Genomic DNA, 15,754 nt, shown 5'->3' on the forward strand with positions numbered 1-15,754 from the left:
ATTTTTACTTACTAAAAGATAGAGGAGAGGTACCTCTTTGATTCAAAAGCACCCCTCGTTTCTCTACAAACTAATTCATGGAAAATTTATTTCTGCTTTTTCAGAACTTTATCTAATTCTTCCTGCGCAACCTTAGCTGCTTCATCTAATGCCTGTTTTGCAGGGACTCCTTCAATTTCTACTTTATCCTTAGCTACATTTAATGCGTCATTGATTTTACCGCCTGTTGGATCCACAAATGGCGCAACTCCATATTTGTTAGCTTGCTCTAATGGAACTAATGCTTGTGGTTGTTTTTTAACAAATTCAGCATAAGGAGCATAATCTGTTACATGGTTACGAACAGGAATATAGCCTGTTGCCATTGACCATTCAGCCGTTTTCTCAGTGCTTGTAGCAAATTTCATAAAGTCATATGCACCTTTTGCTACTTCTGGATCAACATTTCTCGTTAATGTGAATAAATAACTTTCTAATTTTGGTGCTGGTTTATTATTACCCCAAGCTGGTTGTGGTACTGCTCCAAATGTGTCAAGACGTTCTTGCTCAGTCATTCCTTTTCCTAACGATTTAAAAACAAATCCTTGGTCACCAGATGAGCCTGTAAATCCTAACGTTCTACCTTCAACTAAATCAATGATTGTTTTATCCCAATATTCCCATCCAGTTCCACCTGAATTAATCTTCATAATTTTATCTTGGTGAAGCCATGTACGGAATTTTTCCCATACCGTAACCCAAGTGTCATCGTTGATTAATACTTTTTTACCATCTTCACTTAATACATTTCCTCCAGCACTGCGCACCGCGTCAATTAAGTTTGACGTACCCCACATTGGCATCCAGCCTGCGTATGTGACATTTCCATTTGCGTCACGTTTTGCTACTTTTTGCGCTACTTTTTCTACACCTTCCCACGTCTTTAAATCGTCAGGTGTAAAGCCATTTTCCGCTAACACTTTTTTATTGTAATAAAAGATTTGAGTTGTACCGTAAAAAGGAATTCCATATAATTTCCCATCAATTGTCGCTTGATCCATAAAACCTTTTCCGTAATCTTCTTTGTTAAATTGCTTATCATCTTTAACATATTGATCTAAAGGTACAATTAACTTTTTCTTCGCATATTCTTGCACAACGTCTGAACCTAACAATGCAATTGCCTCTTGGTTATTCGCTGCAAATCCACTTTGAAGCTTTTGATAAGACTCATCGTAGTTACCTGCTTTTGTTGTTTTCACTACATATTTGTTTTGACTTTTATTGTATTCCTCGACAATCTTGTCTACTTTGTCTGCAAGTGAACCACCTACACCATTAATAAACGGAACAACAATCTTATCTCCTTCTTTACTTACTTTGACAGTACTTCCCGTTCCACCTGAACAGCCTGCAAGTGCACCAACAAATAAGGACAAAACTGTTAACAGCATTAATAATTTTCTCATCCCGAATGTCTCCTTTAATGTTTAGTTAGCCTTTTATTCCTGAATCAGTAACGCCTGAGAGGAACCATTTTTGTAAAACTAAAAATACGATTAAGAGCGGCACTGTAGCGATTGTACTTGCAACCATGATGTGCGACCAATCTCGGCCTAAAGAACTATTAATGAAATAATCAGCAATTCCGTTAGTAATTAATTTTTTGTGGCCATCATTCAATATAAGAGCTGGCCAAATATAATTGTTATAATTCCCAATAAATGTAACTAATCCTAATGTGACAAATGATGATTTCGTCATCGGAAAAATAATCTTCCAAAGAATACGCCAATCACTTGCTCCATCAATTTTGGCTGCTTCTACTATTTCGTAACCAACCTTGTGGAATGATTGTTTTAAATAGAAAATACCGAATACACTAACAGCCATAGTAATCATGTATCCAAAATGCGAATTAAGTAAGCCCATTTTTCCTAACATCACATATACCGGAACATAAGATACAGCTCCAGGAATCATGTACGTTGCCATGACAACACTAAATGTCAAGTTCTTCCCTTTGAACTTATAAAATGCCAACATATAAGCAAAGAGTGCAGACGAAACAAGTACATATATCGTGATAAGGAAAGAGGTATAAAAACTATTAAATATATACGTGCCAAATGGAAGAGTGTCTAATACTTGACGATAATTTTCCCAGTGAAATTGCGTAGGCCAAAAACCTCCTTGTAATACTTCACTGGACGTTTTAAACGAACCGAGTACCATCCATATGAATGGAAAGACAAACACAATACTTGATAAAATCAAAAAGATATGCTTTAAAATTAATGGCTTCTTTTTCGTATCATTCATCTTAATAGTTCACCCACTTGTCACCTACTATCTTGTTTATAACGGATAGCAGAATTGTAATGATTAATATAATAAATGCGATTGCCGTTGCAGACCCCATATCGAACTGTTCAAACGCTTGTTGGAAGAATAAATAAAGTAACGTTCGTGTCGAACCGCTCGGTCCACCTTGTGTTAAAATTTTAATTTGATCATAAGCCTGCACCGAAGTAATGATATTGACAACAACTAAGAAGAATGTTGTTGGTGAAACCATCGGTAGTGTTACATATCGAAATTTCTGCCATGCATTTGCTCCATCAATACTAGCAGCTTCATACAAGCTATCTGGTACTTTCTCTAGTGCACCGATATAGAAAAGCATCGTCCATCCAACTAGTTTCCATACCGTTACAATAATGACCGCTAGCATCGCTGTATGACTACTCTTCAGCCAGTCCAAACCCGGTATCCCGAAAAATTCTAGCACCTTATTGATAGCTCCAAATTGAGGCTCATATAGAAGTGACCATACAATGGATACAGCTACCGTTGGCGTTACCCAAGGTGAAAAAATCATTAATTGATAAATTGCAGAACCTCTGAACTTCTTTCGGAAGAATAATGCTAAACCTAAACCTAATACAATCGTTGGAACGACTGTCCCAATTCCAAAATAAAGAGTATTTAACAATGCCTGTATAAAAGAATCCTGCGTGAACAAATTTAAATAGTTATCTAAGCCAACAAAATTAAAACCGTTGGTCATGAAATCCCAGTCTGTAAAACTAATACCCAAACTAATGAAATTCGGAATGATCCAAAACAATATTAGAGGTATTCCAACCGGTAATAGAAAGAACATAGCTTTTGATAATTTTATTTGCATTCTCGCACCTCCTAATTCATATTGTACGGACACATTATTAATGCAATGTTGTTATTATGTTAACGAATTGTAAAATCAACATAATAACAAAACAAAACAAAACATTTACAAAAAATATAACAAAAAAGACTATTTCTCATTAAGAAATAGTCTACTTTATTACGTTCTTTCTATACTGTTATTACTTCAATACCTTTATTTAATAAGGCGTTTTGCCATTTTTCATCGAGTTTAGCATTTGTATACAGCGCATCAATATCCTCAAAATTTCCGCTTTTATAAAACTTTGTTAAATTAAACTTTGACTCATCTATCATCATCACAACTTGTTTTGCATTTTTCTTTAATTGCTGAAAAACTTGCGCATCCTCAATATACGAACACGTCAGTTCCTTTTCTAAAGAAATTCCATCACATGAAGCAAATAATTTATTAACAGTAAATTGGTCAAGATAATTTAACATCATTTCTCCAGACAATGCTAATGAATTTGAGTTTAGCATTCCACCAAAGACTATTAATTTGCAATCAAATGAATGATACTGCTCTTTCAGCTCGATAACTTTATTAACAGCTGGTATCGAGTTTGTTAGAATCGTCAAATTCTTTTTATCATGTATAAAATCTAAAATTTGCATCGTGGTTGTCCCAATTTCAATTGCAATAATATCATTATCTTCTACTAATTTACTTGCTTCCATAGCAATTTTTCGTTTTTCTTCAATATTCTCATATCGACGCTTATCAAAATAGAATTCAATGGTATGATCTTTTTTCTTAACTGCACCACCATGTATTTTTGTAAGCTTACCTTCCTTATGCATCATATCTAAATCTCTTCGAATTGTTTCTGTGGTAACATTTAACGCCTTAGCTAAATCATTTACCATCACCCGATTGTATTTTTCTAACTCATCAAGTATGTATTTTCTTCGTTCAAATTGTGTATAGGATTTCATTCAATTACCACCTCTTTGTATTACACAAATATACATATTTCTAAAAATGCTTATAAAGACTAGAATGATGCCTTTAGAATGGCCTATATAGACCCATTTAAATTTTTTAATATATGTGTGTTTTTAAGTAATAAACAAAAAACCCCTTAAAATGAAGCTGGGTAATCCTGTCCAATTTTCTAATAAAAAGGAGCCTCACACGGACAAGGATAACACAAATGATTCAATAAATGAACTACTAGAATTATGAGATAAAAGACCGTTTTCTATATGTATATAAGTAAAAAACGATATAAAAACCTCTTTCTTTTTTTATAGGAGGACGAGGGCATCTGGCAGTGCATAGGAGCAGTCAGGGCCCTTTCCTACCACATGCCAAAGGGAGCAAGATGCATAGCAGCGACTTATATGACCAAACATAAAAACAGATTTATATAGATTCTTTTCAGTTATAAATGTTCAAAAATATAATAAAAAACTACATATTATTTTCCGTAACACTGCACTAGTTTCTTATAATCACTCCAGCTATTCACATCATAAAAAAAGGCCGCTTCTTCATATGATATCGTTATCCCCTTCACAAATGACTCTTGAAAAATAGTACGAGCTCCTTGATCACCTTTTAACGTTTGCAAATAAGGAAATATTTTTTTGGCAAACAAAACAGGCGGTCTTACAATTCCACGATACTTTGCTGCTACATAATAGACCATTTCATTTTGTTTATAACAATCTATTAATTCATTAATTAGCTCTGTTTTAATAAAGGGTTGATCAGCAAGTAAGACAACAATCCCATCTGCTTTCATATGCATTGCTTTCTTAACACCGCAGCGAAGTGAATATGATTGTCCTTGACTAGAATGGGAACAAGAAAGAATGTGCACGTTCTCATATCGTAATGATTGTGAAACCCAACTCGCATCATTTGTGACAATAATAATATCGGAGAGATTTGAGGACAAAGCGGTTTTGAGGGCTGCATTACCTAGTGGTTCATTATGTAAAGGAAGAGAAAGTTTATGTATTCCAGGTCCCATTCGTCTGCTATTTCCAGCCGCCAAGTATACACCAATGATCTTCATCTCACTTCACCCGTAATTGCCCGATGATTTCAGCCATGATACTAATGGAAATTTCACTTGGACCTTGTGCACCAATTGAAATGCCAACAGGAAAATGGAGATGATGAGGGATTGGTTTACCTTCTAATAAGCGCTCTGTACGATGACGCGGCCCTAAAATGCCTATATAGCGAACATTTTTTTCTAATAAGAGAGATAGTAATTGTCGATCTTTTTCAAAGTGATGCGTCATAATTACAAGAAAATCACTTTGATGTAATGAAAGTTTTTGTATCATTTCTACTGGAAAACCAACTACACATGCATCAGCGTGTGGAAATTGATCAGTATTACATAAGGCCTCCCGCCAATCGCAAACTGTTACAAAGAAGCTCGTTTCCTTCGCAAAACGAACGAGTGGCTTTGCATCTTCTCCTGCACCAAAAATAAAAAGACGGGGCTTTGGTATAAAATGTTGGCGATAATATTCATCTTGTAAACCATTTTTCAAGTAAGTTTCCTGCGGAATAGATCCTTCCCAATTACCACGCGTATTACCATCGTTATATATAAGTGCAGTTTGCTCTAAGGAAAGGTTTTTGACCATCCAAGCGGAGGAACCATTTGTAAGGTGAATATATAACTCTTGTAAAATCGCTTTATAGGTATCATCTATATGTTCTACTAGTACATGAATGACACCATTACATCCTACTCCCCAAGACAAATCATCTTCTGCTTTCGTGTTAAATGTATGAACAGCCCATGTATTATGCTCTATAACAGCTGCAGCATAGTAGAAAAGCTCTTCTTCTATGCAACCTGCGCTTAGCATTCCTACTTTTGTACCATCTTCTCGAAAGAGCATCATCGTTCCTTCTTTTCTATATGCCGATCCTTCAACATGAATAATCGTTGCTAACGCACAGCGTTTTTCACAACATAACAGCGCTTCTAATACATCATATGTGGAAGCCATTATGAATCCCCTCGCTGCTTTTGTAAAACAGACTTTACAGCTTCTTCAATTTCTTGATAACTCGTGCATCGGCAAATATTAGAACTTAACCATTCTTCAATCGTTCGATCATCCGCATCAGGCCTTTGTGTAACAAGCCCGTGACAATTCATAATGAATCCCGGTGTACAGTAACCACATTGGAAAGCCCACTTCTCTTCAAAAGCTCGTTGAATGGGTGCCCCTTGTAATCCCTCAATCGTTATAATTTGCTTTCCAACTGCTTCAACAGCTAACATAATACAAGACTTAATGGGTGTCCCATCAACAAGAACTGTGCAAGCTCCACAATCACCATTTTCACAGCCAGGCTTCGCTCCTGTTAAATCAAGTTCATGACGCAATATATATAATAGCGTATCAGCCATTCTCGCAACTACTTCTCGTCTTTCTCCATTTATATGAAGAATAAGTTGGACGTTTCTCATGATTCTTCCATCCCTTCAAGCTTGATCAGCATATCGTGAAGTACATATTGAAATACAAATGTCCGATAAGCACGCGAGCCTCTTATATCATCTAACACAGGAGCAGGAATATGAGTTAGAGCCCGTTCAATTCTTTTCTCAAATGGAATATGCTTATTATTTAAATCCACTTCCATCCGAAATGAACGAAATGGAAAAGCACATAAGCCGCTGCACGCCATCCGAATTTCGTCGCCATATTTTATCGCCGCAACTGTCACAAGGGGATAATCAATTTTTTCAAGTTGGCGTTTTTTCACACTATAATACGGCGCTGTCACATACCGCCGATCTGTAATGATTTGTACAAGAAACTCACCCTTTTGTAACTGTAGTTTTTCCACAAAAGCTTGATGAGCAGGTACATACCGAATCCTCTCTATCCCTGCAATGACAAATGTACTATCAGCTAGTAAAAAAGGCAGCACCGCCTCCTTATATCTAATCCTTCCCGCAACATTTCCACCAATCGTAATTTTATTTCTTGCTGTGCGATCTGCAGCTCGGCCAGCAGTTTCACCAAGGAGTGGAAATACTTTTGCTTCTTGAACATTTGTTATCGTCAATGTTGCACCAAGGAAAAGCTTGTCATCCTTCCATTCACAAACATTACATTCCGGAATATCTTTTATATCAATAACAGCTTTTGTTCGAATCCGCTGCGAACGTCCCATCGTAATAATTTCTGTGCCGCCTCCATAGTAGAGCGGCTTCTTTCCCTCTTTATCTAGCTGGTGAAATAACTGAATTGCTTCTTGAATAGAATTCGGACGATAATACTCAAAATCAAATGGTATCATTCAATCCCATCCTTTTTTTGCGTCTCTTTCCAAATTAATTCTGGAGTAAGCGGTAAGTTTCGCAATGAAATACCAGCCGCAATTGATAGACTATTCGCTAAAGCTGCCGGCATGCCGATAATTCCATGCTCCCCAAGTCCTCTAGAACCAAATGCAGCTTCTTCGTGCGGTACTTCTACAAAATCCACTATATATTTGGGCTGTTGGCCGTAATGGATTACTTTATAAGAACGAAACTGATGATTCAAATTCCTTTCTTTTGCATCATAGTGAAATGTTTCTCGCGTTGCAAAGCTTAATCCCATACTCATGGCTCCCATAATTTGTGTCTCTGCTCCCTTTTTATTTAAAATTGTTCCCGCATCTGCAACTGTTACAGCATTCAATAGTCGATACGTATAGTCTTTAAGATTAAACTCCACTTCTACCGCTTGCGCTCCTACTCCCCATTCAGGTCCTTGTCTGCCTTTCCCTGTCTCATAATCAATTTCTGTAAGTCCCTCAGATACGTAACTACCTCTCCCCACCACTTCAGTTCCTTTTACATTTCCATTTGAATCTACATATCCAAACACAATTTTCGAAAAAGGTACATACATAGTCGGATTCATTTTGACATAGACTTGTTTTCCTGCAATCTCTAATTCTTCTGCGGGGTATCCAAGTAAATTTGAAGCCGTTTGTCGCAACTGCCTCATTGCATCTTCTGCAGCCATTACAACCGAATTTCCAACAAGGAGTGTTGTTCGACTCGCTGCTGTTTTCCAATGTTTTGGAGAAACTTGTGTATTAACCTCCATCATTACATGTACATCATCAGTATTCATGTTCATTTTCTCTGCAACCATTTGTGTGAGCACCGTTTTTGTTCCCTGCCCAATTTCAACAGCACCGCAATTAATATTGACACTGCCATCACCGTTAAAGGTTAACACAGCACCTGCTCCGGCATTACTTGGTGTAGTGGAATTTTTCCAGAAGCAGCTAATCCCTTTTGCACGTACCATGCCATTAGATAGAACAACTTTATTTCCCTCTTCCCAATTTATAAGCGATTTTAATTTTTGTAGGCATGCTGTCACGTCTCCCGTATTACTTGATGTGACAGGTACTTGTGTCGGTGTTGTATCTCCTGGTTTAATCGCATTTTTCAAGCGAAATTTAAGCGGACACATCCCTAACTTCTGAGCAAGTATATCAATCGTTCGTTCCATTACAAACGTATACTCCGAATGCGCAAAACCTCTAAACGACGTTGCATATGTATGGTTTGTATACATAGCAAGCGAATCACACCAAACACTCTCGATAGCATATGGGCCTGTGCAGTCCAGTCCAGCCGCCTGACTCATTTTTACTGCCCGACCAGCATAAGCACCGCCGTCAAATAAATACAAAATTTCGGCTGCTTGCAGCTTTCCATCTTTTGTGCATCCAAGCTTTACTTTTGCTTGTAAACCGATATGAACAGGAGACGTTATAAAATCTTCTTCCCTACTATTTCGAAGAGTAACTCGTCTTCCCCCTACTGCTTTCGAAGCAAGATATGCTAAATATTCAAGTTGTACCGCTGTTTTTCCACCATATGCTCCTCCGACTAACGGTACATATACAATGACTTTCCCTTCATCAATTTGAAACGATTTACTTAACTGCCTCTTTATTTCAAAAGGGGCCTGCGAAGTAGAATGAACAATAACATCTCCATTCGGCTTAATTTCTACCCTAGCACACCGTGTTTCCATTGCCGCATGATCGGATTGCCGAAAAGAAAATGTTTCTTCAACAATCGCATCACTGTTAGCAAATCCTTTTTGAATATCACCTTTACGGATTTTCGTCCGATTTGCGATATTTGTATGCGGCTTTGGGTATACTTTGTCTTCTAATTCATATTGTTCCACATGTTCATGTACTAATATGTTTGATTCATTATAGGCTTGCAAAGGCGAATGAATAACCGGAAGTTCTTCATATATCACACGGATTCGTGTTGCTGCCTCTCTTGCAATTGCTTCATTATCCGCTACAACGAGCGCAACTGGTTCACCAAAATATCGTACTTTCTCGAAGGCTAACGGAGGACGATCAACGATACTTGAACCGACAAGAATAGGATAATCTGCTCCTGTTATCACAGCATGTACGCCCTGTACTTTCTTCGCTTCACGAATATCTACACTCTTAATGTAAGCATGCGCATATGTACTCGTAAGAAGTTTTGCGTATAGCGTACCAACTTCTATTTCATCATTAATATACTTTGCTCTTCCCGTTACCTTATCAGCACTTTCTTTTCGCTTAACACTTTTCCCGATGATACGATACCGTTCCATTCCGAGCCTCCTTTGTTGTACTCTTCTACCATCCTATTTACACTACTAACAATTTAGTACAGATCTCTCTATACAAAAAAATAGGCTACTAGTATTTAGCTAGCAGCCTATTTTTCTTATTAGTTCTTCTTTTCTAGTTCTTGACCAAATGCTTTCAAAAAATTAAATCCAAATGTAATTGCTCGATTTATATCTGGATCTCGTAATACTTTAAAGAAGTCCATCACACTTGTTTTCTGGCCTTTTTTTAATTCATCTGTTGCATATTGTAAACCTGTAACTAAACTAGATGTTACTTGCTTGGTCACTTCTGGGTCTACTGAAGATAGCGCTTCTCCTGCACCCATCATATTATTTAATGCATTTTTTACTGGTTCACGGTTTAGTTGTTCGATCGCAATTTTCGAAACATCTTCTTTCGCTGCCAACAAGCTCCCTGCAGCATCAAGTATACCTGCTTTTTGAAGCTGCGCTAACAAATGAATCGTTTCTTCAATTGCCTGTTGATTCTCTCCTAATTGCTGTAATAATTCCTCAGAAGCCTGTTGCTTCTTTTGTTCCTCTGTTACAACCGTTTTTTGAATCATCGTAATTTCTTTTGCCACAGTGCTCCCCCCCTAGTTTTCATCCACAAGTGATACATATTGTTTTCGTTGCCATTTCTTCTCTACTTCTACACCATTTTGCGGATGACGCTTTTTATTTCGCGGGTTGGAAGCAGGCAGCGGACGATTTCCTTTTTCACGCAGCACACGCATTTTTACACGTGTTTGTTTATATGCCGGTGTACATGTATAAAGGTCTGTTGCCGTTCCTGTTAAAATATTAATTGCTTCTTCATTTACTGTTGCATGCATCGGTAAATATAATTCGTTTCCAGTTACCCGATCTGTAATAAGCGCTGGAACTTTTATTTTTCCAAATGGTGATGCAAGTTCTACAAGTCCTCCATCTTTCACATTTCGCTCCATCGCTAGCTCTGGAGAAATCTCAACAAATACCTCTGACATCTTCGATAAAATACCAGCCGATTTTTTTGTCATATTCCCCTCATGGAAATGCTCGAGCATTCGGCCATTATTTAACAATAAATCATATTCTTCCGGTGCCTCGACTGGCGGTACCCATTCATTAAGTGATAGACGTGCCTTTTTATCTGGAAAATTAAATCCATCTACATATAATAATGGTGTATCACTGCCGTCATGACTACCCCAGCACAAGCTATTCCATCCTTCTAAACGGTCATATGTTGCCTGTGAATATAACGGAGCAAGTGACGCAATTTCATCCATAATTTCGCTTGGATGTTCATAATTCCAATTTGCCCCTAGCGTACGAGCTACCTTTTGAAGAATCCACCAGTCTGGTTTCGAATCACCAAGCGGCGGCATTACTTCGTATAAACGTTGAATCCGGCGTTCTGTATTCGTAAATGTGCCTTCTTTTTCTAAACTCGGTGCTGCTGGTAAAATGACATCTGCAAAACGAGCTGTTTTTGTTAAAAACATATCTTGCACAACAAGGAAATCAAGATTTCCTAAAATGTGCTGCACATGATTAGCATTAGAGTCGACTAATGCCATTTCTTCCCCCATAACATACATGCCACGTAATTCCCCTGATTCTGCAGCAATCAGCATCGCAATATTATTTAATCCTGGTTCTTTCGGAATAGATACGCCGTATGCACTTTCAAATTTTGCGCGCAGTGCATCATCCGATATTGCTTGATATCCAGGCAACCAGTTTGGTAATGTTGCCATGTCACAAGCACCTTGTACGTTATTATGTCCACGCAGTGGGTATGCTCCTGCACCAGGACGACGGTAGTTACCTGTTACAAGCAATAAGTTTGAGATAGCAGCAGACGTAGTACTTCCACCTGTATTTTGGGTAACACCCATGCCCCAAAGTACACATGTGCCATCTGCATCACGAATCATTTTTGCCATTTCTTTTAATGTATCTTTGGAAATACCTGTTATGCTTTCTGTATAATCAAGCGTATACTTCTCTAACATTGTTTTATATTCATCAAAATTCTTTACGTTTTCAGCAAGAAATGCTTTATCATGCCAATCTTGATCGATCATATATTTCGTTACACCTGCAAGCCAAACATAATCTGTACCTTGACTTGGGTGAACAAATAAATCGGCACGCTCTGCCATTTCATGTTTACGTAAATCAGCTACAATTAATTTTTGATCATGTAGTTTATGTGCACGTTTCACACGCGTTGCAAGAACTGGATGACCTTCCGTTGGGTTTGCCCCAACAATAATAACAAGCCCAGCCTCTGCAATATCTTTAATTGTCCCTGCGTCACCGCCCATGCCTACAGTTTTAAATAAACCGTCTGTTGCTGGTGATTGACAATAACGGGAACAGTTATCCACGTTATTTGTTCCGTATACTTGGCGCGCAAGCTTTTGCATTAAATAGTTCTCTTCATTTGTTACTTTAGACGAAGAAATAAACCCAAAAGCATCACTACCGTATTGATTTTTAATATGACTCATATTTGCTGCAACAACTTCCATCGCTTCTTCCCAAGTTGCTTCAACAAACATGTCTCCTTTACGGATAAGCGGCTTTGTAATACGCTCTTCACTATTTACAAAATCCCATCCAAATTTCCCTTTTACACACGTTGAAATCCCGTTTACCGGTGCATCCGATACAGGCTGTACTTTTAAAATTTGACGGTCTTTCGTCCATACTTCAAATGAACATCCTACACCGCAAAACGTACAAACAGTTTTCGTTTTATTTATTTTCGTTTTACGCATTGCTGCCTCTACTTCCGAAACAGCTAAAATACTGCTATAACCCGGTTCTACATCCTTAACAAAATCAATCATTGGATTTAAAACATCTTGTTTGAGACCTGTCATAAAGCCAGCTTCCCCAAGCATCGACTTCTCCATTAAAGCATTACATGGACAAACAGTTACACATTGACCGCAACTTACACAAGACGAATCATTAATTGATACGCCATTATCCCAAACCACACGCGGCCGATCTAAATTCCAATCAATTGATAAGGTTTCATTTACTTGTAAGTTTTGACATACTTCTACACATTGCCCGCATGCAATACATTGATTTGGATCATAACGATAAAATGGATGAGACATATCCACTTCTGAAGCGCTCACTTTTGGTTCATATGGATATTTCTGCTCTTCAATCCCCATCATATGCACTGTATTATGCACTTTGCAATTCCCGTTATTATTATCACAAACAGTACAATACAATAGATGATTCTCCAATAACCGATCCATCGCTTCTGTTTGTGCTTCAATCGCTCGCTTTGATTTTCTTTCAATATACATACCTTCTTCAAGGTTCGTTGAACATGCACGCACCAACTTCCCGTTTACCTCAACAATACACGTATCACATGTCTGAATTGGATCTACTTCTGGTACGTGACAAATTTGCGGATGTTCAAGCTTTCTTTCGTTTAATAACTGCAAGATCGTTTTCTTACCAGATGAAATATACTCTACGCCATCAACAGTTACACGAATTGTGTGTTCTGACATCTTTCCCCTCTCCTTACAACCAACTGTACAACACGTTTTAAATACATTTTGAATGCGTTTTCAAAACAATGTTGCTATACGCTCTTTTTCAAAACAGTTCTTAGAGTTAGATTCTTGATGTATAAAATAAGCTTACAATCGATGGATATTACTACTATTCTATTATATCGTAGAACACAAATAATCACCAAGAAATGTAGCAAAAATACAAAACGGATGCGTTTCCTTTTCTATTGTTTTATGATGAAAATGGGAGAATAATTGATAAAGGGGAATTTTATATGGAGTCTGTTCAAGGTACATATCCAATGATTCAGTACCGAAATGGTACATTTCATCAAAAAGATGACGAAATTGTAACAGAATATCCACTTACAATTAAACTAAATGGTGAAGAATACGTAACGATTGTCTGTACACCTGATCATATTGAAGATATGGTCGTTGGCTTCTTAGTATCAGAAGGTATCATCTCTTCCTATGAACACATTGAACAATTATGGATCCAAAAAGAAAAAGGATTTGCGCATGTAACAACATCGCAAACAAATCCACTATATCAAACTTGTTATAATAAACGTTATGTTACATCTTGCTGCGGGAAAAGCAGACAAGGCTTTGTATTTGTCAATGATGCTGCAAAAGCAAAAACAATGCACGATATTCATATTACTCTCAAGCCAGAAGATTGCTTTCGTTTAATGAAAGATTTACAAGAGTCCTCTACTACTTTCAGGCAAACAGGCGGTGTACATAACACTGCGTTATGTGATGCAACACAAATTCTTATTTCCCGAATGGACATCGGACGCCATAATGCTTTGGACAAAATTTACGGTCATTGCTTACGTAATAACATTTCAATACATGGAAAAGTAATTGCCTTTAGCGGCCGCATATCATCGGAAATTTTACTCAAGGTAGCAAAAATCGGCTGTGAAATTGTCCTATCGAAATCAGCCCCGACAAAATTAGCTTTAGAACTTGCTCACGATTTAGGAATTACTGTCGTTGGCTTTATTCGCGGTGATTCTTGCAATATTTACACACATCCAGAACGAATTGAAGGGTTTATAAGGTGAAACTTCCTTTTGGAGCGCTCTTCTCCAAAGGGTTAGCCATCACCAATCGGGTTCTTACAGTCGGTTTGGTATTACTTCGTAGCTAAGCATCTTATCGACTGTTAGAGCGGGGTAAAGTGAAACTTCCATCAGTACACACAAAGAAATAACACAATCAAAAGGTTTCTCACACGAGGAACCTTTTTAGTTATAAAAACGTAACATATATAGCTATTGAATAATTAATAAAGTTAATATATAATTTCATTACATAAAACCATTAGGAGGTTGCTTGTATGAACATTCGTGTCTTAACAAAAGAAGATGCAAGTATATATTTACAGCTTTGCGTAGAAGGGTTAACTCAAAATCCTGAAGCATTTAGTTCCTCTTATGAAGATGTTATGAAACAAGAAGATCCTGTTGCTGCGATGGCAAAGCGATTAGATAATCCTGAGAAATTTACAATAGGTGCTTTTAAAGACGATGAATTAATCGGCATTGCCACACTTGAAATTAAACCTTTTATTAAACAAGAGCATAAAGCAAAAATTGGTTCCGTGTATGTTTCTCCGAAGGCACGTGGTCTTGGTGCTGGAAGGGCATTAATTGAAACAATCATTGAAAATGCACCAAGGTTAAATATAGAACAAATCATGCTTGATGTTGTTGTCGGAAATGAACCGGCAAAGAAACTATACGAATCACTTGGTTTCCAAACATATGGCGTAGAAGAACGTGGTTTAAAATATAACGGACAATATTGGGATGAAGAGCATATGGTTTTATTTTTAAATACTTAGTCTTCTTTTACTTATAGAAATTCAAAAAAGAAGCCTCGCACACTGTGCGAGGCTTCTTTTTTTATCCCGTTCTAACAGGCGGGTTTTAATACAAAATCATCTATAAGAGCCCAATTGGCTCAGTTCATTATCATCTTTACCGCAATACAGGCTATAGCTGCATTTCGTTCCTATTTTTCAAGGAATCCTTCTTTGTGTTCATTATTTAAATTCCCTTTATTAACAAAAAAAAGGTGAGATAGACATTTTTCTTATCCGATGCGAGGTGAATACGAAAAATGTTCTCTATCTCACTTACACAATAGAATGGAATTTGCCATTTTGAAAAACAAAATGACAAGACGTTATGTCGCAACATAGGGTATTTTTTGTGCTGCTACATTCCCAATTATAAAAGAAAGATTTGCAAAAGTAGTGCATTTTTTATGGCAATTGTCCTTTTCTTTATAATATGAACAGAGTTTTTTATAAAGTTCATGTAAAATATATAAGGGAAACTTCTAGTAATGAGAGT

Annotated in this window: 13 protein-coding genes; 2 read left to right on the forward strand and 11 right to left on the reverse strand. The window is 37.2% G+C overall.

Going from position 1 to position 15,754, the window contains the following annotated elements; all coding sequences use genetic code 11:
* Window positions 1–86: 86 nt before the first annotated feature.
* From WAX78_RS21320 to fdhF, 11 genes are all read right to left on the reverse strand, one after another.
* On the reverse strand, window positions 87–1,448 hold the full coding sequence (locus tag WAX78_RS21320; protein WP_336484042.1) for an ABC transporter substrate-binding protein: 1,362 nt from the start codon (window positions 1,446–1,448) through the stop codon (window positions 87–89).
* Between the two features lie 25 nt (window positions 1,449–1,473).
* Entirely contained in the window at window positions 1,474–2,301 is an 828-nt protein-coding gene (locus WAX78_RS21325) for a carbohydrate ABC transporter permease (protein WP_336484043.1), read from the reverse strand.
* A 1-nt stretch (window position 2,302) separates the two neighbouring features.
* A complete protein-coding gene (locus tag WAX78_RS21330; protein WP_336484044.1) occupies window positions 2,303–3,169 on the reverse strand; it encodes a carbohydrate ABC transporter permease in 867 nt (288 codons plus the stop codon).
* Window positions 3,170–3,339: 170 nt separating this feature from the next.
* Window positions 3,340–4,128, reverse strand: a complete 789-nt coding sequence (locus WAX78_RS21335) for a DeoR/GlpR family DNA-binding transcription regulator (RefSeq protein ID WP_336484045.1) — start codon at window positions 4,126–4,128, stop codon at window positions 3,340–3,342.
* Window positions 4,129–4,613: 485 nt separating this feature from the next.
* Window positions 4,614–5,216: an NTP transferase domain-containing protein gene (locus WAX78_RS21340; protein WP_336484046.1), complete on the reverse strand. Its 603-nt coding sequence runs from the start codon at window positions 5,214–5,216 to the stop codon at window positions 4,614–4,616.
* 1 nt (window position 5,217) lies between these two features.
* Window positions 5,218–6,174, reverse strand: coding sequence for an XdhC family protein (locus WAX78_RS21345; RefSeq protein ID WP_336484048.1), 957 nt, complete (start codon window positions 6,172–6,174; stop codon window positions 5,218–5,220).
* Entirely contained in the window at window positions 6,174–6,641 is a 468-nt protein-coding gene (locus WAX78_RS21350) for a (2Fe-2S)-binding protein (protein WP_336484050.1), read from the reverse strand. Before WAX78_RS21350 ends, WAX78_RS21345 begins: the two co-directional genes overlap by 1 nt.
* A complete protein-coding gene (locus WAX78_RS21355) occupies window positions 6,638–7,480 on the reverse strand; it encodes an FAD binding domain-containing protein (RefSeq protein ID WP_336484052.1) in 843 nt (280 codons plus the stop codon). Before WAX78_RS21355 ends, WAX78_RS21350 begins: the two co-directional genes overlap by 4 nt.
* The gene (locus WAX78_RS21360) at window positions 7,477–9,816 is read right to left on the reverse strand and encodes a xanthine dehydrogenase family protein molybdopterin-binding subunit (protein WP_336484053.1); all 2,340 of its coding nucleotides are present in this window, start codon (window positions 9,814–9,816) and stop codon (window positions 7,477–7,479) included. The genes WAX78_RS21355 and WAX78_RS21360 overlap by 4 nt, the downstream gene beginning before the upstream one ends.
* A 119-nt stretch (window positions 9,817–9,935) precedes the next feature.
* A complete protein-coding gene (locus tag WAX78_RS21365) occupies window positions 9,936–10,421 on the reverse strand; it encodes a helical membrane plugin domain-containing protein (protein WP_336484055.1) in 486 nt (161 codons plus the stop codon).
* Window positions 10,422–10,433: 12 nt separating this feature from the next.
* Window positions 10,434–13,376 carry a formate dehydrogenase subunit alpha gene (gene fdhF, locus WAX78_RS21370; protein ID WP_336484057.1) on the reverse strand — a complete coding sequence of 981 codons (2,943 nt, stop codon included), beginning with the start codon at window positions 13,374–13,376 and terminating at the stop codon, window positions 10,434–10,436.
* Between the two features lie 281 nt (window positions 13,377–13,657).
* Here fdhF and fdhD point away from each other — a divergent pair, with 281 nt between their 5' ends.
* Window positions 13,658–14,458, forward strand: coding sequence for a formate dehydrogenase accessory sulfurtransferase FdhD (gene fdhD, locus WAX78_RS21375; RefSeq protein WP_336484059.1), 801 nt, complete (start codon window positions 13,658–13,660; stop codon window positions 14,456–14,458).
* 275 nt (window positions 14,459–14,733) lie between these two features.
* Window positions 14,734–15,240, forward strand: a complete 507-nt coding sequence (locus WAX78_RS21380; protein ID WP_336484060.1) for a GNAT family N-acetyltransferase — start codon at window positions 14,734–14,736, stop codon at window positions 15,238–15,240.
* The last annotated feature ends 514 nt before the right edge of the window (window positions 15,241–15,754 follow it).

It is taken from the genome of Bacillus yunxiaonensis, from assembly GCF_037104695.1.
Classification (GTDB): domain Bacteria; phylum Bacillota; class Bacilli; order Bacillales; family Bacillaceae_G; genus Bacillus_A; species Bacillus_A yunxiaonensis.

Bases quoted from the DNA above. Each gene is read 5' to 3' on its own strand.
- WAX78_RS21320 (WP_336484042.1), bottom strand. From the start codon at position 1,448: ATGAGAAAATTATTAATGCTGTTAACAGTTTTGTCCTTATTTGTTGGT.
- WAX78_RS21325 (WP_336484043.1), bottom strand. From the start codon at position 2,301: ATGAATGATACGAAAAAGAAGCCATTAATTTTAAAGCATATCTTTTTG.
- WAX78_RS21330 (WP_336484044.1), bottom strand. From the start codon at position 3,169: ATGCAAATAAAATTATCAAAAGCTATGTTCTTTCTATTACCGGTTGGA.
- WAX78_RS21335 (WP_336484045.1), bottom strand. From the start codon at position 4,128: ATGAAATCCTATACACAATTTGAACGAAGAAAATACATACTTGATGAG.
- WAX78_RS21340 (WP_336484046.1), bottom strand. From the start codon at position 5,216: ATGAAGATCATTGGTGTATACTTGGCGGCTGGAAATAGCAGACGAATG.
- WAX78_RS21345 (WP_336484048.1), bottom strand. From the start codon at position 6,174: ATGGCTTCCACATATGATGTATTAGAAGCGCTGTTATGTTGTGAAAAA.
- WAX78_RS21350 (WP_336484050.1), bottom strand. From the start codon at position 6,641: ATGAGAAACGTCCAACTTATTCTTCATATAAATGGAGAAAGACGAGAA.
- WAX78_RS21355 (WP_336484052.1), bottom strand. From the start codon at position 7,480: ATGATACCATTTGATTTTGAGTATTATCGTCCGAATTCTATTCAAGAA.
- WAX78_RS21360 (WP_336484053.1), bottom strand. From the start codon at position 9,816: ATGGAACGGTATCGTATCATCGGGAAAAGTGTTAAGCGAAAAGAAAGT.
- fdhF (WP_336484057.1), bottom strand. From the start codon at position 13,376: ATGTCAGAACACACAATTCGTGTAACTGTTGATGGCGTAGAGTATATT.
- fdhD (WP_336484059.1), top strand. From the start codon at position 13,658: ATGGAGTCTGTTCAAGGTACATATCCAATGATTCAGTACCGAAATGGT.
- WAX78_RS21380 (WP_336484060.1), top strand. From the start codon at position 14,734: ATGAACATTCGTGTCTTAACAAAAGAAGATGCAAGTATATATTTACAG.